Source organism: Klebsiella sp. WP4-W18-ESBL-05, assembly GCF_014169075.1.
In the GTDB taxonomy this organism is placed as follows: domain Bacteria; phylum Pseudomonadota; class Gammaproteobacteria; order Enterobacterales; family Enterobacteriaceae; genus Kluyvera; species Kluyvera ascorbata_B.
Genome location: NZ_AP022057.1, coordinates 619,203 through 640,619, shown reverse-complemented (window position 1 = coordinate 640,619; position 21,417 = coordinate 619,203). Strand labels below are relative to the sequence as shown.

Genomic DNA, 21,417 nt, shown 5'->3' with positions numbered 1-21,417 from the left:
ATGGCGGCGTCACTGCTCTGCGGACTACAGGTAACATCAGGACGGGCTTTTTTCTTCCGTCATTCCTTACACCTCATTAGAATGGCCCCATCACACAGCAGCGACGGAGGACGCGTGAAAATTCTGGTGGTAGAAGACGAAGTCAAAACCGGGCAGTACCTGTGCAAGGGGCTGACGGAAGCAGGCTTCGTGGTGGATCACGCCGACAATGGCCTCAACGGCTATCATCTGGCCATGACCGCCGATTACGATCTGATTGTGCTGGATATCATGCTGCCGGACGTTAACGGCTGGGATATCGTGCGCATGCTGCGCGCCGCCAATAAAGGGATGCCGATTCTGCTGCTAACCGCGCTGGGCACGATTGAGCAACGGGTGAAGGGGCTGGAACTGGGTGCCGACGATTATCTGGTCAAGCCGTTCGCCTTTGCCGAACTGCTGGCGCGCGTGCGCACTCTGCTGCGGCGCGGCGCGGCCGCCATTGTCGAAAGTCAGTTTCAGGTGGCCGACCTTACGCTCGATCTGGTCTCGCGCAAAGTCACCCGCGGCGATACCCGCATCACGCTAACCAGTAAAGAGTTTACGCTCCTGGAGTTCTTTCTCCGCCATCAGGGAGAAGTGCTGCCCCGCTCGCTCATTGCTTCACAGGTCTGGGATATGAACTTCGACAGCGACACCAACGTTATCGACGTCGCCGTCAAACGTCTGCGTGCCAGAATTGATAACGACTTCTCGCCCAAACTGATTCAGACCGTACGCGGCGTGGGCTACGTGCTTGAGGTTCGGGATGAAGGCTAGCCTACGCCGCCCGTTCTCGCTGGCAACGCGTCTGACCTTTTTTATCAGCCTGGCCACCGTCATCGCCTTTGCCGCCTTCACCGGCATCATGCTGCACTCGGTGGAGCAACACTTCGCTGAGCAGGATGTCAGCGACCTGAAGCAAGTCAACGCGACGCTGAACGCGCTGCTGACCGCACCTGATACCTCAGAAGCGGAGAAGCTCGCGAATATTAACAATGTGCTGGCGGGCTATCGCAACACCGCCGTGCTGCTCGCCACGCCGGATAACGCCCATCTCTACCACTCACCGGGCGGGCCGGATCTGTCGCCGATTCTCACCAGCGATCGTTTCACTCGTGAACGTCAGTCCGGGCAAATGTTCCGCTGGACCGGCAGCGCGATGCGTCCGATGGCAGAACATGCCGTGAGCGCTCAGCACCCCACAACCTATCGGGTCATCACCTCCACCCTCCAGGCAAAGGATCGGACCTACACCCTGCTGACCGCGCTGTCGATCGACTTTCATCTGCATTATCTCGATGCGCTAAAACGCAACCTGATGATGATTGCTGCCGTCATCAGCCTGTTGATTATCGTGATCGTGCTGATCGCCGTGCGCAAGGGCCACCAGCCGCTGCGCGACGTCAGCCATGAGATTAAAAGTATTACCTCAGAAAATCTCGACGTGCGGCTGGATCCGTCCAGGGTGCCGATCGAACTGGAACAGCTGGTGATGTCGTTCAACCAGATGATCGGCCGGATCGAAGATGTATTCCGTCGACAGGCCAACTTCTCGGCCGATATCGCCCATGAAATCCGCACGCCGATTACCAATCTGCTGACTCAAACCGAAATAGCGCTCAGCCAGCCGCGAACGGTCAAAGAGCTGGAAGACGTGCTGTACTCCAGCCTCGAAGAGTACAACCGGATGGCGAAGATGGTCAGCGATATGCTATTTCTGGCGCAGGCCGATGAAAATCTGCTGATCCCCGAGCGTGTACCGCTGGATCTGCAAAGTGAAACGATGAAGGTATTTGAGTTCTTTGAAGCCTGGGCGGAAGAACGTGAAGTGACGCTGAGGTTTGCAGGGCAGCCGTCGTTGATATCGGGCGATCCGCTTATGATTCGCCGGGTGATCAACAACTTGCTCTCCAATGCTATCCGTTACACTCCGCGTGGAATGTCGGTCACCGTACAGGTCAGCGAGAAAGGCGGCTGGGTGGAGTACTGTGTCGAGAATCCCGGTACGCCGATTGCGGCAGAGCATCTGCCGCGTTTGTTCGATCGTTTTTACCGGGTCGATCCGTCGCGCCAGCGGAAAGGGGAAAACAGCGGGATTGGTCTGGCGATCGTAAAATCGATCGTACTGGCGCATCGCGGGAAGATTGGCGTGACCTCCGATACCGTCGCCACGCGCTTTACGCTGGAGCTGCCGCGGCTTTAGTCGCGCAGCCAGTGTAGTTTTTTGCCGAAGCCAAGGGTATTGTCGGTAAACTTTAGCTCGTCGAGACGTAGCTCCCATACCGGGGCAGAGAGCATGCGGGCCACCGGGAAGCGACGGACGTATAGCGCGCGCTTCTCATCGGCTTCTTCGCCCTCAAGCAGACGAATTTGCCCTTTAAACTGCACGCCGCGAATCAGCGCCACCGTTTTCGGCTGGCCGTTGACCGTCCCGGCCACCGAGGCCTGTTTGCCGGTCATCTGGCCATGGCGGGTGGTTTCTTCGCTCAGCAGATAAAACGCCACCCTCTGCGGGTCGTAGACGTAGAACGCATTGGCACACCACAGCTCGCCCTCATTCGCTACGCACCAGCCTACGACATGTTGTTTCGACAGCCAGCGGCTGATGGTTGCCAGCGTTTCCATCTGTTCTCTCCGATATGCTATGGTGCGCTCACCTACACAGACAGGTTGGCACACGTGCGTTGGTTTCTTTATCTTGTCCGCACCGAGGACGACAAATTGTACACCGGTATCACCACCGATGTTGAACGGCGATTTCACCAGCATCAGAGCGGTAAAGGCGCGAAGGCGCTGCGCGGCAAAGGCGCGCTGCGGCTGGCATTTTCCGGTGAAGTGGGCGAGCACTCGCTGGCACTACGCCTGGAGTACCGCATTAAACAGCTAACGAAGCGCCAGAAAGAGCGCCTCGTCGCAGGTGACGGTTCGTTTGAAACGTTACTGGACAGCCTTAGAAACGGTTAAAGTGGTCAGAGTATTCCACCAGGCCGTGCACGCCGTTTAACGCATCGTCGGCCAGACGGTGCACCATAAACGCTTCTTCGGTCCCCGGCCAACGACAACGCAGATCGTACTGGGACGCCCGTTCGAAGCCGAAGCGCCCGTACAGCGCCGGATCGCCAAGCGTGACGACCGCCGCATAGCCGAACTCGTTGAGTGAATCCAGACCTTCATAGACCATCTGACGCGCCAGCCCCTGGCCGCGATAGGCTTCATCGACCGCCAGCGGAGCCAGACCGACCCACTGTAGCTCTTCGCCTTCAATGCTGACCGGGCTAAATGCCACATAGCCCACCACATGGCCTTCATCATCCGTAGCCACCAGGCCCAGCGTGATCAGACCGTCTTCGCGCAGCTCGCGTACCAGATTGGCTTCGCCGTCACGGTTGAAGGTCCGACGCAGCAGCGCGTCGATGCCCGGGGCATCAATTCCAATTTCTACTCGAATCAGCATGGCTCACCTACCGATGTATGTTTAGTTTCTGATGGTGATTTTAGGCCAGCTTCAACGAAATCAGCCAGCTGCATCAGCATCACGCGCAGCGCTTTTGGCATCTGCTCAAGCTCGATAGCATCCATCAGATTTTTGACATAAAGACCCAGCTCCGTGTCGCCTTCAATCACCAGCCGACGCTGGAAAAAGAGCGTATCCGGGTCCTGTTTACGCGCGGCGATCATCAGCAAATCGCTGGCGTCCGCGCTAAAGCTCACGTCTGCCTGGGCAGCATCGCTCACGATAAGACGTTCATTCTCAACGGAGGTGAACCATTTCAGGCCAATATCACGCACCTCAATGCTTAACCAGCGGCCGTCGAGAAAATCCAGTTCGCCATCGTTTAGCGCCTGGCGGAACTGCCAGCTTAACACCTGTTGTAGCACCTGACGCTTAAGCGCGAACGGCGTCAATTTTACCGGAACGCTCATTAAAGTCGGAGCAACATGAACCAGACGTGAACGCAGTTTATCCAACACAAGCTTTACTCCCTGAATGCAATAGTTCCGTTATTTTGCCATATCAGATAAACGACATAGCGGCGTAAATCAACAATTATGTCGTGAGACAGAGGGATTATTGGCGCAATCAATACGCTTTTGTCTGCCTCAAATCAAAAATGATTAGCGATAGGTTAACTAAAATCCCCATTCATTAACAATAATGCGCCCTGCTGGGCCGCTAACTCAGGAAGAATTATGGAGTTGCTCTGCCCTGCCGGAAACCTCCCGGCGCTAAAAGCGGCTATCGAAAACGGCGCGGATGCGGTGTACATCGGGCTGAAAGACGATACCAACGCCCGCCATTTCGCTGGTCTGAACTTTACCGAAAAGAAATTGCAGGAAGCCGTCAGCTTCGTGCATCAACACGGCCGTAAGCTGCATATCGCCATCAACACCTTCGCGCACCCGGACGGCTACGTGCGCTGGCAGCGCGCCGTAGACATGGCCGCCCAGTTGGGTGCCGATGCGCTGATCCTTGCCGACCTCGCCATGCTTGAGTATGCCGCAGAGCGCTACCCGCATATTGAGCGCCATGTCTCCGTTCAGGCATCCGCGACGAACGAAGAGGCGATTCAGTTCTATCATCGCAACTTTGACGTTGCCCGCGTAGTGCTGCCGCGCGTGCTGTCGATTCACCAGGTGAAACAGCTGGCTCGCGTCACGCCGGTGCCGCTGGAAGTGTTCGCCTTCGGCAGTCTGTGCATTATGGCCGAAGGCCGCTGCTACCTCTCGTCTTATTTAACCGGCGAGTCGCCGAACACCGTGGGTGCCTGTTCACCGGCCCGCTACGTACGCTGGCAGCAAACGCCGCAGGGGCTGGAGTCACGGCTTAACGAAGTGTTGATTGACCGCTATCAGGACGGCGAAAACGCCGGATACCCAACGTTGTGCAAAGGCCGCTATCTGGTAGACGGCGAGCGCTATCACGCGTTGGAAGAGCCCACCAGCCTTAACACGCTGGAGCTGCTGCCGGAACTGCTGGCCGCGAACATCGCCTCGGTGAAAATTGAAGGCCGCCAGCGCAGCCCGGCGTACGTTAGCCAGGTGGCCAAAGTCTGGCGTCAGGCGATCGACCGCTGTATGGCCGATCCGCAGAACTTCGTTCCGCAGGCCGCGTGGATGGAAACCCTCGGCTCGATGTCCGAAGGCACCCAGACCACGCTCGGCGCGTATCACCGTAAATGGCAGTAGGAATTCCCATGAAATATTCATTAGGGCCGGTGCTTTACTACTGGTCAAAAGAGACGCTGGAAGATTTCTACCAGCAGGCCGCCATCAGCAACGCCGACACCATTTATCTGGGTGAAGCCGTATGCAGCAAACGCCGCGCCACCAAAGTGGGCGACTGGCTGGATATGGCCAAATCGCTGGCCGGTAGCGGTAAACAGGTGGTGCTCTCCACCCTCGCGCTGGTCCAGGCATCGTCCGAGCTGGGCGAGCTCAAGCGCTATGTTGAGAACGGTGACTTCCTCGTTGAAGCCAGCGATTTGGGCGTGGTTAACCTGTGCGCTGAGCGTAAGCTACCGTTCGTCGCCGGCCATGCGCTGAACTGCTATAACGCGGTCACCCTGCGCCTGTTGCAAAAGCAGGGCATGGTTCGCTGGTGCATGCCGGTTGAGCTCTCGCGCGATTGGCTGGTAAACCTGCTCAATCAGTGTGAAGAGCTGGGCATCCGCGATAAGTTTGAAGTGGAAGTGCTGAGCTACGGTCACCTGCCGCTGGCCTATTCCGCCCGCTGCTTTACCGCGCGCTCAGAAGATAAGCCAAAAGATGAGTGCGAGACCTGCTGCATCAAGTACCCTAACGGGCGCAGCATGCTGTCGCAGGAGAATCAGCAGGTGTTCGTGCTGAACGGTATTCAGACTATGAGCGGCTACGTTTACAACCTCGGCAACGAACTGACATCGATGCACGGACTGGTTGATATGGTGCGTCTGTCGCCGATGGGCAATGAGACCTTCGCCATGCTTGACGCCTTCCGCGCTAACGAAAATGGCGCAGCCCCGCTGCCGCTGACCGCCAACAGCGACTGCAACGGCTACTGGAAGCGTCTGGCCGGGCTGGAGCTACAGGCCTGATAAAACCGCTCACTTTGTTAACAACTGTCGTCAGATTTTAATGCATTATTAAAGATGCAGCTTTTCTGGCCGGGCGACCCCGGTGGGAACAAGACCTTCAATCTGATGACTATGCTGTAGCAAAGTGAGCCTTTATGACTGACAAAACCGTTGCCTTCTCGGTGCTCGACCTCGCGCCGATCCCTCAGGGCTCCTCCGCGCGAGAAGCCTTCTCCCATTCTCTCGATCTCGCACAGCTCGCTGAAAAGCGCGGCTATCACCGCTATTGGCTGGCAGAACACCACAATATGGTCGGTATCGCCAGTGCGGCAACTTCGGTACTGATTGGCTATCTCGCCGCCCACACGACTACGCTACATCTGGGTTCAGGCGGCGTGATGCTACCTAACCACTCACCGCTGGTGATTGCCGAACAGTTCGGGACGCTGAATACGCTGTATCCGGGACGTATCGATCTCGGCCTTGGCCGCGCGCCGGGTAGCGACCAGCCGACGATGCGCGCGCTGCGTCGTCATATGAGCGGGGATATCGATAACTTCCCGCGCGACGTGGCGGAACTGGTGGACTGGTTTGATGCGGCCGATCCTAACCCGCAGGTGCGCCCGGTACCGGGCTATGGCGAGAAAATACCGGTGTGGCTGTTAGGCTCAAGCCTGTACGGTGCGCAGCTGGCGGCACAGCTTGGCCTACCGTTTGCCTTCGCCTCGCACTTTGCACCGGATATGCTGTTCCAGGCCTTGCACCTCTACCGCACTCACTTCCAGCCGTCAGCGCGGCTCGAGAAACCGTATGCAATGGTGTGCATTAATATTATCGCCGCCGACAGCAACCGCGATGCCGAATTCCTCTTCACCTCGATGCAACAGGCATTTACCAAACTGCGCCGTGGTGAAACCGGGCAGTTGCCACCGCCGGTGCAGCAAATGGAACATTTCTGGACGCCGTCGGAAAAATACGGTGTCGATCAGGCGCTGCGGATGTCACTGGTAGGCGATAAAGCGAAGGTGCGCCACGGGCTGGAGTCGATTCTGCGGGAAACGCAGGCGGATGAGATTATGGTTAACGGCCAGATTTTCGATCACCAGGCGCGGCTGCATTCGTTTGGGTTGGCGATGGATGTGAAGCGGGAACTGTTGGGGTAGTGTGGTTTGTGCCGGATGGCGGCTGCGCCTTATCCGGCCTACACAAGAATGTAGGCCCGGTAAGCGTAGCGCCACCGGGCGAATGCCTTACTGATAAACCGGCAGCAGGTTAAAGCTCGACAGCACATGCACCAGCGCGTTACCCACGCCAAACACCAGAATCAGCGCTATCATCGGCTTGCCGCCCCAGACGCGGAATTTCGGGCTACCGAAGCGTTTACGGGATTTGCGCGCCAGCAGCGCCGGAACAATTGCCGCCCAGATCGTTGCCGCCAACCCTGCGTAACCAATGGCGTACAGGAAACCGTTCGGCCACAGCAGGCCGCCGATAATCGGTGGCAGGAAGGTCAGCAGCGCCGTTTTGAAGCGACCCAGCGCAGAATCATCAAATTTGAACAGATCCGCCAGATAGTCAAACAGGCCTAGCGTCACCCCAAGGAATGAACTCGCCACCGCAAAGTTGGAGAACACCACCAGCAGCAGATCCAGGCCACGGCTATTGAGCACGCCGCTCAGCGCCTGTACCAGCACATCAATGTTACCGCCCTTCTGCGCAATACCGATAAATTCCGGACGCGGGATGTTGCCCATCGTCCCCAGCAGCCATACGGTGTAGAGCACCAGCGCCAGCAGCGTGCCGTACACCAGGCATTTCACGATGGTCTTCGGATCTTTGCCGTAGTACTTCATCAGGCTCGGCACGTTGCCGTGATAGCCAAAGGAGGCCAGACAGAACGGCAGCGTCATCAGCAGATAAGGCGTATAGCTGGCGTGGCTCTCAGCAACGTTAAACAGCGTCGCGGGCGTAACGTGCCCCATCAGGCTACCGAAGGTCAGGAAGAAGGTGATCACCTTCGCGCCCAGCACAATCGCGGTCATACGGCTCACCGCTTTGGTGCTCAGCCACACCACAAAGGCCACCAGCAGCGCGAAGCCAAAGCCCGCCGCACGCGCCGGGACGTTTAGCGACATCTCAGAGAACGTGTGGTGCAGAATCGACCCGCTCGCTGAAATATAGGCGTAGGTCAGAATATAGAGCACGAAGGCGATGGAGATACCGTTCACCACGTTCCAGCCTTTACCCAGCAGATCCCTGGTGATGGTGTCGAAGCTGGAGCCAATGCGATAGTTCAGGTTAGCTTCCAGAATCATCAGCCCGGAATGCAGCATGCAGAACCAGGTAAACACCAGCGCCGCCATTGACCAGAAGAACCACGCACCGGACATCACCACCGGCAGAGAAAACATCCCCGCACCAATGATTGTGCCGCCGATGATCACCACGCCGCCAAGCAGCGAAGGTGACGTTTGGGTGGTGGTTAGTGTCGCCATACAGCCTTTTCTCCAGTGTATTATTTTGCTACTGCATTTTAATGTGTTGCACTGTACCAGTACACGAGTACAAAGGGAATAAAAAAAGCCCCAATCGTCACGATCGGGGCTGTATATTTTACTTTACGCTTTTAAGCCGTTGGGCTTATGCGTCACCGCCGAAACGACGACGGCCTGCGGAGTCATCACGACGCGGCGCAGCAGCATCATCACGACGCGGAGCACGGCTGCCTTCACGACGTTCGCCGCTGAAACGACGACCATCACCACGACCGCCTTCACGACGCTCGCCGCCGAAGCCACGACCGCCTTCACGACGTTCGCCACCGAAGCTACGACCGCCTTCGCGACGTTCGCCGCCGAAGCTACGACCGCTGCGCTCTGGACGAGGCTGCGCGTCGCCGATCAGCTGCATGTTCATCGGTTTGTTCAGGATGCGGGTACGAGTAAAGTGCTGCAGTACTTCGCCCGGCATGCCTTTTGGCAGTTCGATAGTAGAGTGGGTACCGAACAGCTTGATGTTACCGATGTAACGGCTGCTGATGTCGCCTTCGTTCGCGATAGCGCCAACGATGTGACGAACTTCAACGCCATCATCACGACCCACTTCAATGCGATACAGTTCCATATCGCCAACGTCACGACGTTCGCGTTTAGGACGATCTTCGCCACCACGCTCATTACGATCGCGCGGACCACGGTCGTTGCGGTCACGACGTTCGAAACGATCGTCACGGTCACGGAACTCACGCTTAGGACGCATTGGCGCATCGGGTGGAACGATCAGAGAACGTTCGCCCTGTGCCATTTTCAGCAGCGCAGCGGCCAGCGTTTCAACGTCCAGCTCTTCGCCTTCCGCGGTCGGCTGGATTTGCGCCAGCAGTGCACGGTACTGATCCAGATCGCTGCTTTCCAGCTGCTGCTGTACTTTCGCGGCGAATTTTTCCAGACGGCGTTTGCCCAGCAGTTCTGCGTTCGGCAGCTCAACTTCTGGAATGGTCAGCTTCATCGTGCGTTCGATGTTGCGCAGCAGACGACGTTCGCGGTTCTCAACGAACAGCAGCGCACGGCCAGCACGACCCGCACGACCGGTACGACCGATACGGTGAACGTAAGACTCGGAGTCCATCGGGATGTCGTAGTTAACGACCAGGCTGATACGCTCAACGTCCAGGCCACGGGCCGCAACGTCGGTCGCGATCAGGATGTCCAGACGACCATCTTTCAGACGATCCAGAGTCTGTTCACGCAGAGACTGGTTCATGTCGCCGTTCAGCGCGGCGCTGTTATAGCCGCTGCGTTCCAGCGCTTCAGCCACTTCCAGGGTCGCGTTTTTGGTACGTACGAAGATAATCGCCGCATCAAAATCTTCCGCTTCCAGGAAACGTACCAGCGCTTCGTTTTTGCGCATGCCGTACACGGACCAGTAGCTCTGGCTGATGTCCGGACGCGTAGTGACGCTGGACTGAATGCGCACTTCCTGCGGCTCTTTCATAAAGCGACGGGTAATACGACGGATAGCTTCCGGCATGGTTGCAGAGAACAGCGCGGTCTGATGACCTTCTGGAATCTGCGCCATAATGGTTTCAACGTCTTCGATAAAGCCCATGCGCAGCATTTCATCTGCTTCGTCCAGCACCAGGCCGCTCAGTTTGGAGAGGTCCAGGGTGCCGCGCTTCAGGTGGTCCAGCAGACGACCCGGGGTACCGACAACGATTTGCGGCCCTTGACGCAGGGCGCGCAGCTGCACGTCATAACGCTGGCCGCCGTACAGGGCAACCACGTTTACGCCGCGCATATGTTTAGAGAAGTCCGTCATGGCTTCAGCCACCTGAACCGCCAGTTCGCGGGTCGGGGCCAGCACCAGAATCTGCGGTGCTTTCAGCTCAGGATCGATATTGTTCAGCAGCGGCAGAGAGAACGCTGCGGTTTTACCGCTACCAGTCTGGGCCATGCCCAGCACGTCACGACCAGAAAGCAGGTGCGGGATACACTCTGCCTGGATCGGAGATGGTTTTTCGTAACCCAGATCGTTAAGGGCTTCAAGGATAGGAGCCTTCAGGCCCAGATCTGCAAAAGTGGTTTCGAATTCAGCCATGTAGTACAAGTGCCTCGATATTAATGGCGGCCAGTCTACATAACTCATCATGAAATTGATCTGCAATTTTCATTGAAAAGTGTGAACCGGCTCAAAGTAGGTGTATTAACGAACAACAACGCCCTCACCCGCGAAGGTGATGGCAATCAAAAAAGATTACGGGCTGATGTAGTCGTCAGCTATTGCTGGTCCGATTCTGCCAGGTCATCTTGGTCCTGGCCCAGGAGCGATAATTCCAACAATGCGTATCGGTGCTCAACGTAGTTATGTACGTTGTTGGCAACCGCCAGTTTGAACAGTGCCGTAGCGCTGTCCCTGTCCCCAAGACTTAGGTAATACTTACCTAAATAGAAGTTGGTTTCACTGAGATGCTCAGCGAGCGAGGTGTTATCCGTTGCGTCCGCCTTCAGGCGCTCCATTAACGTTTTTTCGTCAATGTTGCCTAAGTAGAACTCGACAATGTTCCATCCCCATTGCTCTTTATCCGATTTATCGAAGCGTTGCTTCAACGCGACTTTTGCCTGCTTCTCATCGAGCTTCTGCTCGGCAAGATAAAGCCACAGGCTGCGGAAAGGATCATTGGGATCGTCTTGATAAAACGCCAGCAGATCATCTTGCGCTAACTTCGCACGGCCACCGTAATAAAGCGCGATGCCGCGATTCAAGTGCGCATAATTGTAAGTTGGATCAAGCTCAAGTACAGAATCAAACGCTTCATAGGCAGCATCAAAATTGCCTGCCTGCGTTAAATAAATGCCTAAGTAATTGAATACTTCAGGCATATCGGGTCGGATTGCCAGCGCTTGCGAGAAATCGTTGCGCGCTAATGCCCTCAGACCGAGACTATCATACAACACTCCGCGCTCATATAAAAGCTGTGCGCGTTCGTCATCGGTTAAAGCCCGACTGGCAAGTATTTGTTCCATGCGCGCCAGGATTACTTCCTGCTGTAAAGTCGGTTGCAATGGCACCGCGAGGACTTCACTCTTACGCCAGGCAGAGTTGCTGCATCCTGCCAGCGTGAGTGCTGTCGCAACGAAACACCAGCGCAAAAAAGGCTTCATTTCCCACTCCCGAAGACAACAATTGGATGAACGTCCTGTCCCCCGCCTGCAAACAAGGCATCCCGCCAGCGAAATGTGCCCTCCGCAAGCGCGGAGGGCAAAAGGCAAACCTTACTCGCCCTGTTCCGCTGCCGGAGCTTCCGGTGCGGCGGCAGGCTGAGACTGCTCGGTTGCTTCTTTAATGCTCAGACGGATACGGCCCTGACGGTCAACTTCCAGAACTTTAACCGGCACTTCCTGATTCATCTGCAGGTAGTCAGTCACTTTCTCAACGCGCTTGTCGGCGATCTGGGAAATGTGGACCAGACCTTCTTTACCGCCACCGATGGCAACGAATGCGCCAAAGTCAACGATACGGGTCACTTTACCATTGTAGATACGACCGACTTCGATTTCAGCAGTGATTTCCTCGATACGACGGATAGCGTGTTTTGCTTTCTCGCCGTCGGTTGCTGCGATCTTCACGGTACCGTCATCTTCGATTTCGATGGTGGTGCCGGTTTCTTCGGTCAGTGCACGGATAACAGAACCGCCTTTACCGATAACGTCTTTGATCTTGTCCGGATTGATCTTGATGGTGTGGATACGCGGAGCGAACTGAGAAATATCGCCACGCGGTGCGTTGATCGCCTGTTCCATCACGCCCAGGATGTGCAGACGCGCACCTTTAGCCTGGTTCAGAGCAACCTGCATGATCTCTTTGGTGATACCTTCAATTTTGATATCCATCTGCAGCGCAGAGATACCGTCGCGGGAACCCGCTACTTTGAAGTCCATATCGCCCAGGTGATCTTCGTCGCCCAGGATGTCAGACAGAACAACAAAGTTGTCGCCTTCTTTCACCAGACCCATCGCGATGCCCGCTACGGCCGCTTTAATCGGCACGCCTGCATCCATCAGCGCCAGGGAAGCGCCACATACGGAAGCCATAGAAGAAGAACCGTTAGATTCGGTGATTTCAGAAACCACACGAACGGTGTACGGGAACTTGTCGCCTTCCGGCATCACTGCCAGCACGCCGCGCTTCGCCAGACGACCGTGACCAATTTCACGACGCTTCGGAGAACCGACCATGCCGGTTTCCCCTACGGAGTACGGAGGGAAGTTGTAGTGGAACAGGAAGTTGTCGGTGCGCTCGCCCATCAGTTCATCAAGAACCTGTGCGTCACGTGCGGTACCCAGGGTCGCGGTAACCAGCGCCTGAGTTTCGCCACGGGTGAACAGTGCGGAGCCGTGAGTACGCGGCAGTACGCCAGTGCGCACGTCCAGACCACGGATCATGTCTTTTTCGCGGCCATCGATACGCGGTTCGCCAGCCAGTACGCGGCTACGCACAACGTTTTTCTCGATAGCGTGCAGGATTTCACCCAGTTCGTTCGCGTCCAGGGTTTCGTCTTCAGCCACCAGCGTCGCGATGGTTTCAGATTTGATCACGTCAACCTGAGCGTAACGCTCTTGTTTGTCGGTGATGCGGTAAGCGTCGCTCAGGCGAGATTCAGCCAGTGCAGCAACGCGCGCGTTCAGCGCTTCGTTAACGGCTTCCGGCTGCCAATCCCAACGCGGTTTACCGGCTTCTTTCACCAGGTCGTTGATGTTCTGAATAACGATCTGCTGCTGCTCGTGGCCGAATACGACCGCACCCAGCATGGTGTCTTCGCTCAGCAGTTCTGCTTCGGACTCAACCATCAGTACAGCGGCTTCAGTACCGGCAACCACCAGGTCCAGCTTGCTCTCTTTCAGTTCGTCCTGAGTCGGGTTCAGCACGTACTGGTCGTTGATGTAACCGACGCGTGCGGCACCGATCGGGCCGTTGAACGGAATACCGGACAGAGACAGCGCAGCGGATGCACCGATCATTGCCACGATATCCGGGTTAACCTGCGGGTTAACGGAAACGACGGTCGCGATGACCTGAACTTCGTTGACGAAGCCTTCCGGGAACAGCGGACGAACCGGGCGGTCAATCAGACGCGCGATCAGGGTTTCGCCTTCGCTCGGACGGCCTTCACGGCGGAAGAAGCTACCCGGGATACGGCCAGCAGCGTAGGTACGCTCCTGATAGTTAACGGTCAGCGGGAAGAAGTCCTGGCCTGGTTTCGCTTTTTTCTGACCCACAACGGTAACGAATACCGCAGTGTCATCCATGCTAACCATAACAGCGGCAGTCGCCTGACGTGCCATCATGCCGGTTTCCAGCGTAACGGTATGCTGACCGTACTGGAACTTACGAACGATCGGATTAAGCAAAATTCTATCCTTTCTTAATGAACGGCGGCACACCCTGTGGCGTGCCGGCCAATGAAACCGATCTTCTTTGCATCCTCGCGACTAATGACAACCCTAACCCGATGCGGGTAAAGCCTCTCATTAGCCGCGCGAACCTCTGCAATGAAGAATATGTACAACAACAATACATTATACCCGCTATCTTTCAAAATACTGCTGTGTTGGTAATTTCAGCTCAATTTTGTCTAAACGCATTGCAGACAAACGAGATTACCACAACACCAGGCAGCGTTTTGACGGGTACTCTTTCTGATAAATAGCGGTCGTCCGGTGGAAAAAAGGGGCCATAAAGGCCCCTCTTTCTGAAACTCGCTAGAGTTAGCGACGCAGACCCAGACGCTCGATCAGCGCGGTGTAGCGTGCAACATCTTTACGTTTCAGGTAGTCCAGCAGCTTACGACGCTGAGAAACCATGCGCAGCAGACCACGACGGCTGTGGTGATCTTTTTTGTGCTCTGCAAAGTGACCCTGCAGGTGGTTGATCTGTGCAGTCAGCAGTGCAACCTGAACTTCGGTGGAACCGCTGTCGTTCGCGCCACGACCGAACTCAGAAACGATTTGTGCTTTAGCTTCAACGCTTAGAGACATTTTGAACTCCAAATTTAAAAGAAAGAAAGGGTGCCGATCTCTAATTCAGCAGCCCCTGAGATAACGCTTGCCAATTGTTAAACAATTAAGCAGACGTTAAGCCGCGACATTCTACCCGCAGCGCTCTGTTATCGCAAGCCACACAATCTGACTTACTCGGTGTATTCGACCACCAGACGGCGCGGAGCCACGCGGCCTTCATCATCGATTTCACCCATTCCGAGGAATTTGCCTTCTTCGCCTTCCGTCACGCGCACCAGCCCTTCCAGCGGTGCGCCGGAGGTCCGTACCGGGTTACCATTTTTAAAGTAAACCGATGACGTTAAAGGAATATTCACAATCGGATAGTCCGAAGCGGGACTGTCCATCGGCATCAGTAACGGATCGAGTAGCTCCGCAGCCGGGATCCCCTGCTGCTCGGCCTGTTCAACCAGCTCGCGCAAATGCTCCAGCGTCACCATACGTTCGACCGGGTATTTGCTGACCGCCAGGCGACGCAGGAAAATCACGTGCGCGCCGCAGCCGAGCTTCTCACCCAGATCGTCAATAATGGTACGAATATAGGTGCCTTTAGAGCAGTGAATTTCCAGCTCCAGCTCGTGACCTTCATGGCGAATAAACAGCAGTTCGTAGACGGTAATCGGGCGCGCTTCGCGCGGCACTTCGATACCCTGACGCGCGTATTCGTAGAGCTTTTTGCCCTGGTACTTCAGCGCCGAGTACATCGACGGCACCTGCTGCGTATCGCCACGGAAGCTTTCCAGCGCATCGGCCAGCTGCGCCTCGCTAAAGGTCACCGGACGCTCTTCCACGATCTGCCCATCGGCATCCGAGGTATCGGTACGCTGGCCTAAACGCGCAATCACCCGATAGCGTTTATCGGAGTCCAGCAGATACTGGGAAAACTTGGTGGCTTCACCGAGGCAAATCGGCAGCATACCGGTTGCCAGCGGATCCAGCGCGCCGGTATGCCCGGCGCGGTTGGCGTTATAAATACGCTTCACCTTTTGCAGCACATCATTGCTGGACGCACCCTGCGGTTTATCCAGCAACAGCACGCCGTGAATGTCACGGCCGCGACGACGAGGACGACTCATCAGTCCTCCTTGCTGTCGTCCGGGTTAACACGACGCTCTTCGTCATGCTTCACCACGTTGGTCACCAGGTTGGACATGCGCATACCTTCAACCAACGAGTTGTCGTAGAAGAAGGTCAGTTCCGGCACGATACGCAGGCGCATGGCTTTGCCCAGCAGCGAGCGAATAAAGCCAGAGGCTTCCTGCAGCGCTTTGATGCCCGCTTTCACCGCGGCTTCATCCTGATCGTTCAGGAAGGTGACAAATACTTTGGCATAGGCCAGGTCGCGGGACATTTCAACGCCAGAAACGGTGGTCATCATGCCCAGACGCGGGTCTTTAATTTCGCGCTGCAGGATGATTGCGATCTCTTTTTGCATCTCCTGGGCCACGCGCTGCGGGCGACCAAATTCTTTCGCCATAATAAATTCTCCAGACAAAAAAGGGGCTATCAGCCCCTTTTGAAATTCATGCCGGGTGGCGCTTCGCTTACCCGGCCTACAATCGGCAATCTTAACGAAGATTAAGCGATGGTACGTTGGATCTCGATGATTTCGAACACTTCGATCATATCGCCAACGCGAACGTCGTTGTAGTTCTTCACGCCGATACCACATTCCATGCCGTTACGGACTTCGTTGACGTCATCTTTGAAGCGGCGCAGGGATTCCAGCTCGCCTTCGTAGATAACCACGTTGTCACGCAGAACGCGGATCGGGTTGTGACGTTTGATGGTGCCTTCGGTAACCATACAGCCCGCGATCGCACCGAATTTCGGTGATTTAAACACATCACGAACTTCAGCCAGACCGATGATCTGCTGTTTCAGTTCCGGAGACAGCATGCCGCTCATCGCCGCTTTCACTTCGTCGATCAGGTTATAGATGACGGAGTAGTAGCGCAGATCCAGGCTTTCCGCTTCGATCACTTTACGTGCAGAGGCATCAGCACGGACGTTGAAGCCAACCAGAATCGCGTTGGATGCCGCCGCCAGGGTTGCGTCGGTTTCGGTGATACCACCTACGCCAGAACCGATGATCTTCACTTTCACTTCGTCGGTAGACAGTTTCAGCAAGGAGTCGGAGATCGCTTCCACAGAACCCTGAACGTCGGCCTTCAGGACGATGTTCACTTCGTGAACTTCGCCTTCGGTCATGTTGGCGAACATGTTCTCGAGTTTAGATTTCTGCTGACGAGCCAGTTTAACTTCACGGAATTTGCCCTGACGATACAGCGCAACTTCACGGGCTTTCTTCTCGTCACGAACGACGGTCACTTCGTCACCCGCAGCCGGAACGCCGGACAGGCCGAGGATTTCCACCGGAATAGACGGACCTGCTTCCAGGACTTCCTGACCCAGTTCGTTACGCATTGCACGAACGCGACCGTATTCGAAGCCACACAGAACGATATCGCCCTTGTGCAGCGTACCTTCACGAACCAGTACGGTAGCAACCGGACCACGACCTTTATCCAGGAAGGATTCGATAACCGCGCCGCTCGCCATGCCTTTACGGACCGCTTTCAGCTCCAGAACTTCAGCCTGCAGCAGGATAGCGTCCAGCAGCTCGTCGATACCGGTACCGGCTTTCGCAGATACGTGAACGAACTGGCTTTCACCGCCCCACTCTTCCGGCAGGATGCCGTACTGGGACAGTTCGTTTTTAACGCGATCCGGATCCGCTTCTGGTTTGTCGATTTTGTTTACCGCAACCACAACCGGCACACCTGCCGCTTTCGCGTGCTGGATAGCTTCGATAGTCTGCGGCATCACGCCATCGTCTGCTGCAACAACCAGAACAACGATATCCGTTGCCTGCGCACCACGAGCACGCATAGAGGTAAACGCGGCGTGCCCCGGGGTGTCCAGGAAGGTGATCATACCGTTGTCGGTTTCAACGTGGTATGCACCGATGTGCTGGGTAATGCCGCCCGCTTCGCCAGAGGCTACTTTCGTGGAACGAATGTAGTCCAGCAGAGAGGTTTTACCGTGGTCAACGTGACCCATGATGGTCACAACCGGTGCGCGCGGTTCAGCCGCAGCGCCGGTGTCACGGTCGCTCATTACCGCTTCTTCCAGCTCGTTTTCACGACGCAGGATAACTTTGTGGCCCATCTCTTCGGCAACCAGCTGTGCGGTTTCCTGGTCGATGACCTGGTTAATGGTGGCCATGGCGCCCAGCTTCATCATCGCTTTGATGACCTGAGAACCTTTCACCGCCATCTTGTTAGCCAGTTCGCCAACGGTGATGGTTTCGCCAATCACAACGTCACGGTTAACGGCCTGAGCCGGCTTCTGGAAGCCCTGCTGCAGCGCGGAACCTTTACGCTGTTTGCCGCCTTTACCCCCGCGAACAGCGGCACGCGCTTCTTCACGATCGGCTTTAGATTCGGCGTGTTTGTTGCCTTTTTTCGCCGGGCGGGCGGCTTTCGTATTACGGCCACGACCACGACCACCTTCGACTTCACGGTCGTTTTCGTCTTCAGCCTGGCGTGCGTGCTGAGAAGTGGTGACGTGATAATCGCTGGTGTCTTCAGTTGGCTCAGCGGTATTCACACCGTTCTTCTCGTTTTCTTCTGCCATACGGCGCGCTTCTTCAGCCACGCGGCGAGCTTCTTCTTCCAGCTTACGGCGGGCTTCTTCTTCCGCTTTACGCTTCAGCTCGGCAGCTTCATTTTCACGGCGGGCTTTTTCAGCCTGGGCGGTTTTGGTCATATCGTCGGTCTGTTGATTGCTCACTTTGTCTTTTTCCGCAGCTTCACGTTTCGCTTTATCAGCGGCTTCACGATTAGCTTTTTCTGCGGCCTCACGTTCAGCTTTTTGTTGCGCCTCGCGTTTAGCTGCTTCTTCAGCTTCACGACGGGCTTGCTCTTCCGCTTCACGCTGCGCCTGCTCTTCCGCGGCCAGGCGTTCAGCCTCTTGCGGATCGCGTTTCACAAAGGTGCGTGTCTTGCGGACTTCGATTTGTACCGATTTGCTTTTTCCACCGGTACCTGGAATGTTGAGAGTACTGCGCGTTTTGCGCTGCAAAGTCAACTTATCCGGCGCAGAACCGTTTTCGCGGTTCAGGTGCGCCAGTAAGGTTTGCTTCTCTTGTGCGGACACAGAGTCATCTGCAGATTTCGGGATACCCGCATCAGCAAATTGCTGTACCAGGCGATCCACCGAGGTCTGTATCTCTGCGGCCAGCGTTTTTACGGTTACATCTGTCATGCTGTTCCTTCCTGCTACAGTTTATTACGCTTCGTCGCCGAACCAGCAAATATTACGCGCAGCCATAATCAGCTCACCCGCTTTCTCGTCGGTTAACCCTTCGATGTCAGACAGGTCGTCAACGCCTTGTTCAGCGAGGTCTTCCAGCGTACAAACGCCACGAGCGGCCAGTTTGAAAGCCAGTGCGCGATCTAACCCTTCCAGGTTCAGCAGATCGTCAGCCGGTTTGTTATCACCGAGGCTTTCTTCCTGGGCAAGTGCCAGAGTGGTCAGGGCGTTTTTCGCACGTTCGCGCAGCGCCTCAACGGTCGCTTCGTCCAGACCATCAATTTCCAGCAGTTCTTTCATTGGCACATAGGCCAGTTCTTCAAGCGTGGAGAAGCCTTCTTCTACCAGCACGGTCGCGAACTCTTCATCAATATCGAGATATTTGGTGAAGGTATCGATCGCCGCGTGCGCTTCCGCCTGATGCTTCGCCTGCAGGTCGTCAACGGTCATCACGTTGAGTTCCCAGCCGCTCAGCTGAGAAGCCAGACGCACGTTCTGGCCGTTACGGCCGATCGCCTGCGCCAGGTTACCTGCTTCTACCGCGATATCCATGGTGTGCTTGTCTTCATCAACCACGATGGATGCCACATCAGCAGGTGCCATAGCATTGATCACGAACTGCGCCGGGTTGTCGTCCCACAGCACGATATCGATACGCTCGCCGCCCAGTTCGGTAGAAACCGCCTGCACGCGTGCGCCGCGCATACCTACGCAAGCGCCGACCGGGTCGATACGTTTGTCGTTGGTTTTTACCGCGATTTTGGCACGAGAGCCCGGATCGCGAGCGGCCGCTTTAATTTCAATCACTTCTTCACCGATTTCCGGCACTTCGATGCGGAACAGTTCGATCAGCATCTCCGGCTTAGAACGGGTGACGAACAGCTGTGCGCCGCGCGCTTCTGGGCGAACGGCGTACAGTACGCCGCGGATGCGGTCGCCCGGACGGAAGTTTTCACGCGGCAGCATGTCTTCACGCAGGATTACGGCTTCAGCGTTCCCGGCCATCCCTTCGGATTTCACTTCCAGAGAGATGTTGTCGCGGTTCACTTTCTTCACTACGCCAGTGACGATTTCGCCTTCCTGATCGCGGAACTGATCGACAACCATCGCGCGCTCGGCTTCACGGACCTTCTGCACGATAACCTGTTTTGCCGTCTGAGTCGTAATACGGTCAAAGGTGACGGATTCAATCTGATCTTCAACGTAATCGCCTACGTTCAGGCTTTCGTCTTCGAAGCGTGCCGCTTCGAGCGTAATTTCTTTGGTTGGCTGGGTAACTTCTTCAACAATGACCCAGCGACGGAAAGTATCGAAGTCGCCGCTGCGGCGATCGATTTCAACGCGTACGTCGATTTCCTGTTCGTATTTTTTCTTTGTCGCCGTTGCCAGCGCACTTTCCAGCGCTTCGAAAATCTTCTCACGCGGCAGCGCTTTCTCGTTGGAGACGGCTTCAACAACAGCCAAAATTTCTTTGTTCATCGGGGCCTTTCACCTCAATCCAGACTGTTAAAAGTGGGGAACCAGGTTCGCCTTCTGGATGTTACTCAGCGCGAACACTTCATCTTTGCCTTCGACTGTCACAGTGATCATCTCACCGTCTACCGCTTTGATAATGCCCTGCCATTTACGACGGTTCTGTACCGCCATGCGCAGGACCAGCGTCACCTCTTCACCCAGGAAACGCACATAGTGTTCCGCGGTGAACATCGGACGATCGAGGCCCGGAGAGGAAACTTCCAGGTTGTAAGCGACGGTAATCGGATCTTCAACGTCCATCACCGCGCTTACCTGGTGGCTCACATCAGCACAATCATCAACATTGATGCCATCTTCACTATCAATATAGATGCGCAGTGTGGATGTGCGACCGCGAATAAATTCGATGCCGACCAGTTCGTAGCCCAGGGCTTCAACCGGCGCTGTAATCATCTCTGTTAATTTTTGCTCTAATGTGGACAAACCCACCCCCAAGACATAAAAAAAGGGCCTAAAGCCCAGTTATTCTGTAGTCAGATAACAAAAAACCCCGATAAATCGGGGCTTTAGATAACTGAACCCTATAGCCGCAACTGCGGCCTGGAGAACCTTCCGAAAGAATTTTTTTTCAAATCCAGCTACGAAGGCCTAAGTCTTCACAGTATATTTGAAAATGAACTCTAAGGGAAAGTGGTTGCGGGGGCCGGATTTGAACCGACGACCTTCGGGTTATGAGCCCGACGAGCTACCAGGCTGCTCCACCCCGCGCCTGAAACGTGGCAAATTTTACGCGTTTTGAGTAAAAAATGCAAATAATGCTGGGATTTGGTACCGAGGACGGGACGTAAAACCGGCCTCCAGTATAGTGAGCATTATCACAACTTGTCAACCTCACATTCTATGCAGAAGAAATGCGCCGGCCATCGCGCTAAGGTACGCCTGACAACCTTCGCTGGCAGTGCGGATTTTTTGAATAAAAATGCATGAATGTCTTCCTG

20 protein-coding genes and 1 tRNA gene are annotated in these 21,417 nt (G+C 55.6%); 6 read left to right on the top strand and 15 right to left on the bottom strand.

What is annotated here, in order from left to right; translation table 11 throughout:
* Nucleotides 1–114 precede the first annotated feature (114 nt).
* Together H7R58_RS03145 and H7R58_RS03140 are read left to right on the top strand one after the other, a co-directional pair.
* Entirely contained in the window at nt 115–798 is a 684-nt protein-coding gene (locus tag H7R58_RS03145) for a copper/silver response regulator transcription factor (protein ID WP_106927189.1), read from the top strand.
* Nucleotides 788–2,224 (top strand): Cu(+)/Ag(+) sensor histidine kinase, encoded by a 1,437-nt coding sequence (locus H7R58_RS03140; protein WP_182929959.1) that lies wholly within the window; start codon nt 788–790, stop codon nt 2,222–2,224. The genes H7R58_RS03145 and H7R58_RS03140 overlap by 11 nt, the downstream gene beginning before the upstream one ends.
* Here the strand turns inward: H7R58_RS03140 and H7R58_RS03135 are convergent.
* Complete coding sequence (locus H7R58_RS03135) at nt 2,221–2,646, bottom strand: YhbP family protein (protein ID WP_106927193.1); 426 nt, start codon at nt 2,644–2,646, stop codon at nt 2,221–2,223. The two genes, H7R58_RS03140 and H7R58_RS03135, sit on opposite strands and share 4 nt — an antisense overlap.
* 54 nt (nt 2,647–2,700) lie before the next feature.
* Here H7R58_RS03135 and H7R58_RS03130 point away from each other — a divergent pair, with 54 nt between their 5' ends.
* Complete coding sequence (locus tag H7R58_RS03130) at nt 2,701–2,985, top strand: GIY-YIG nuclease family protein (protein WP_106927195.1); 285 nt, start codon at nt 2,701–2,703, stop codon at nt 2,983–2,985.
* Here the strand turns inward: H7R58_RS03130 and H7R58_RS03125 are convergent.
* A complete protein-coding gene (locus tag H7R58_RS03125) occupies nt 2,972–3,475 on the bottom strand; it encodes a GNAT family N-acetyltransferase (protein WP_106927197.1) in 504 nt (167 codons plus the stop codon). The two genes, H7R58_RS03130 and H7R58_RS03125, sit on opposite strands and share 14 nt — an antisense overlap.
* Nucleotides 3,469–3,993: a ubiquinone anaerobic biosynthesis accessory factor UbiT gene (gene ubiT, locus H7R58_RS03120; protein WP_106927200.1), complete on the bottom strand. Its 525-nt coding sequence runs from the start codon at nt 3,991–3,993 to the stop codon at nt 3,469–3,471. The genes H7R58_RS03125 and ubiT overlap by 7 nt, the downstream gene beginning before the upstream one ends.
* 219 nt (nt 3,994–4,212) lie before the next feature.
* On the opposite strand from ubiT, the gene ubiU reads away from it, so the two are divergent.
* From ubiU to H7R58_RS03105, 3 genes are all read left to right on the top strand, one after another.
* The gene (gene ubiU / locus H7R58_RS03115) at nt 4,213–5,208 is read left to right on the top strand and encodes a ubiquinone anaerobic biosynthesis protein UbiU (RefSeq protein ID WP_106927202.1); all 996 of its coding nucleotides are present in this window, start codon (nt 4,213–4,215) and stop codon (nt 5,206–5,208) included.
* A gap of 8 nt (nt 5,209–5,216) precedes the next feature.
* Nucleotides 5,217–6,095: a U32 family peptidase gene (locus H7R58_RS03110; protein WP_106927204.1), complete on the top strand. Its 879-nt coding sequence runs from the start codon at nt 5,217–5,219 to the stop codon at nt 6,093–6,095.
* A 134-nt stretch (nt 6,096–6,229) separates the two neighbouring features.
* Nucleotides 6,230–7,237 (top strand): luciferase-like monooxygenase, encoded by a 1,008-nt coding sequence (locus tag H7R58_RS03105; RefSeq protein ID WP_106927206.1) that lies wholly within the window; start codon nt 6,230–6,232, stop codon nt 7,235–7,237.
* An 87-nt stretch (nt 7,238–7,324) separates the two neighbouring features.
* Here the strand turns inward: H7R58_RS03105 and mtr are convergent, their stop codons facing one another.
* The 12 genes from mtr to H7R58_RS03045 all read right to left on the bottom strand — a co-directional run bounded on the left by mtr (nt 7,325) and on the right by H7R58_RS03045 (nt 21,187).
* A complete protein-coding gene (gene mtr, locus H7R58_RS03100; protein ID WP_182929957.1) occupies nt 7,325–8,569 on the bottom strand; it encodes a tryptophan permease in 1,245 nt (414 codons plus the stop codon).
* Nucleotides 8,570–8,714: 145 nt separating this feature from the next.
* The gene (locus H7R58_RS03095) at nt 8,715–10,667 is read right to left on the bottom strand and encodes a DEAD/DEAH family ATP-dependent RNA helicase (RefSeq protein ID WP_182928506.1); all 1,953 of its coding nucleotides are present in this window, start codon (nt 10,665–10,667) and stop codon (nt 8,715–8,717) included.
* Nucleotides 10,660–10,740, bottom strand: coding sequence for a protein YrbN (yrbN, locus tag H7R58_RS03090; protein WP_100249910.1), 81 nt, complete (start codon nt 10,738–10,740; stop codon nt 10,660–10,662). The genes H7R58_RS03095 and yrbN overlap by 8 nt, the downstream gene beginning before the upstream one ends.
* Nucleotides 10,741–10,846: 106 nt before the next feature.
* A complete protein-coding gene (nlpI, locus tag H7R58_RS03085) occupies nt 10,847–11,731 on the bottom strand; it encodes a lipoprotein NlpI (protein WP_106927212.1) in 885 nt (294 codons plus the stop codon).
* A 111-nt stretch (nt 11,732–11,842) separates the two neighbouring features.
* Nucleotides 11,843–13,978, bottom strand: coding sequence for a polyribonucleotide nucleotidyltransferase (gene pnp, locus H7R58_RS03080; RefSeq protein WP_106927214.1), 2,136 nt, complete (start codon nt 13,976–13,978; stop codon nt 11,843–11,845).
* 357 nt (nt 13,979–14,335) lie between these two features.
* Nucleotides 14,336–14,605, bottom strand: coding sequence for a 30S ribosomal protein S15 (rpsO, locus tag H7R58_RS03075; protein ID WP_035891092.1), 270 nt, complete (start codon nt 14,603–14,605; stop codon nt 14,336–14,338).
* Nucleotides 14,606–14,757: 152 nt separating this feature from the next.
* Complete coding sequence (gene truB / locus H7R58_RS03070; protein ID WP_106927216.1) at nt 14,758–15,702, bottom strand: tRNA pseudouridine(55) synthase TruB; 945 nt, start codon at nt 15,700–15,702, stop codon at nt 14,758–14,760.
* Entirely contained in the window at nt 15,702–16,103 is a 402-nt protein-coding gene (rbfA, locus tag H7R58_RS03065) for a 30S ribosome-binding factor RbfA (protein ID WP_106927218.1), read from the bottom strand. Before rbfA ends, truB begins: the two co-directional genes overlap by 1 nt.
* Nucleotides 16,104–16,204: 101 nt before the next feature.
* Nucleotides 16,205–18,895 (bottom strand): translation initiation factor IF-2, encoded by a 2,691-nt coding sequence (gene infB / locus H7R58_RS03060; RefSeq protein ID WP_106927220.1) that lies wholly within the window; start codon nt 18,893–18,895, stop codon nt 16,205–16,207.
* A 24-nt stretch (nt 18,896–18,919) separates the two neighbouring features.
* Nucleotides 18,920–20,422 carry a transcription termination factor NusA gene (gene nusA, locus H7R58_RS03055; RefSeq protein WP_106927222.1) on the bottom strand — a complete coding sequence of 501 codons (1,503 nt, stop codon included), beginning with the start codon at nt 20,420–20,422 and terminating at the stop codon, nt 18,920–18,922.
* Nucleotides 20,423–20,449: 27 nt separating this feature from the next.
* Nucleotides 20,450–20,902 carry a ribosome maturation factor RimP gene (rimP, locus tag H7R58_RS03050; protein WP_064541967.1) on the bottom strand — a complete coding sequence of 151 codons (453 nt, stop codon included), beginning with the start codon at nt 20,900–20,902 and terminating at the stop codon, nt 20,450–20,452.
* Nucleotides 20,903–21,110: 208 nt separating this feature from the next.
* Nucleotides 21,111–21,187 (bottom strand) — tRNA-Met (locus tag H7R58_RS03045).
* Between the last annotated feature and the right edge of the window lie 230 nt (nt 21,188–21,417).

What these genes read in the sequence shown, in the direction of transcription:
- rbfA (WP_106927218.1), bottom strand. Translation starts at nt 16,103, where the DNA reads ATGGCGAAAGAATTTGGTCGCCCGCAGCGCGTGGCCCAGGAGATGCAA.
- H7R58_RS03135 (WP_106927193.1), bottom strand. Translation starts at nt 2,646, where the DNA reads ATGGAAACGCTGGCAACCATCAGCCGCTGGCTGTCGAAACAACATGTC.
- nusA (WP_106927222.1), bottom strand. Translation starts at nt 20,422, where the DNA reads ATGAACAAAGAAATTTTGGCTGTTGTTGAAGCCGTCTCCAACGAGAAA.
- mtr (WP_182929957.1), bottom strand. Translation starts at nt 8,569, where the DNA reads ATGGCGACACTAACCACCACCCAAACGTCACCTTCGCTGCTTGGCGGC.
- rpsO (WP_035891092.1), bottom strand. Translation starts at nt 14,605, where the DNA reads ATGTCTCTAAGCGTTGAAGCTAAAGCACAAATCGTTTCTGAGTTCGGT.
- infB (WP_106927220.1), bottom strand. Translation starts at nt 18,895, where the DNA reads ATGACAGATGTAACCGTAAAAACGCTGGCCGCAGAGATACAGACCTCG.
- H7R58_RS03095 (WP_182928506.1), bottom strand. Translation starts at nt 10,667, where the DNA reads ATGGCTGAATTCGAAACCACTTTTGCAGATCTGGGCCTGAAGGCTCCT.
- H7R58_RS03140 (WP_182929959.1), top strand. Translation starts at nt 788, where the DNA reads ATGAAGGCTAGCCTACGCCGCCCGTTCTCGCTGGCAACGCGTCTGACC.
- H7R58_RS03125 (WP_106927197.1), bottom strand. Translation starts at nt 3,475, where the DNA reads ATGCTGATTCGAGTAGAAATTGGAATTGATGCCCCGGGCATCGACGCG.
- yrbN (WP_100249910.1), bottom strand. Translation starts at nt 10,740, where the DNA reads ATGAAAATTGCAGATCAATTTCATGATGAGTTATGTAGACTGGCCGCC.
- H7R58_RS03105 (WP_106927206.1), top strand. Translation starts at nt 6,230, where the DNA reads ATGACTGACAAAACCGTTGCCTTCTCGGTGCTCGACCTCGCGCCGATC.
- H7R58_RS03110 (WP_106927204.1), top strand. Translation starts at nt 5,217, where the DNA reads ATGAAATATTCATTAGGGCCGGTGCTTTACTACTGGTCAAAAGAGACG.
- truB (WP_106927216.1), bottom strand. Translation starts at nt 15,702, where the DNA reads ATGAGTCGTCCTCGTCGTCGCGGCCGTGACATTCACGGCGTGCTGTTG.
- ubiU (WP_106927202.1), top strand. Translation starts at nt 4,213, where the DNA reads ATGGAGTTGCTCTGCCCTGCCGGAAACCTCCCGGCGCTAAAAGCGGCT.
- nlpI (WP_106927212.1), bottom strand. Translation starts at nt 11,731, where the DNA reads ATGAAGCCTTTTTTGCGCTGGTGTTTCGTTGCGACAGCACTCACGCTG.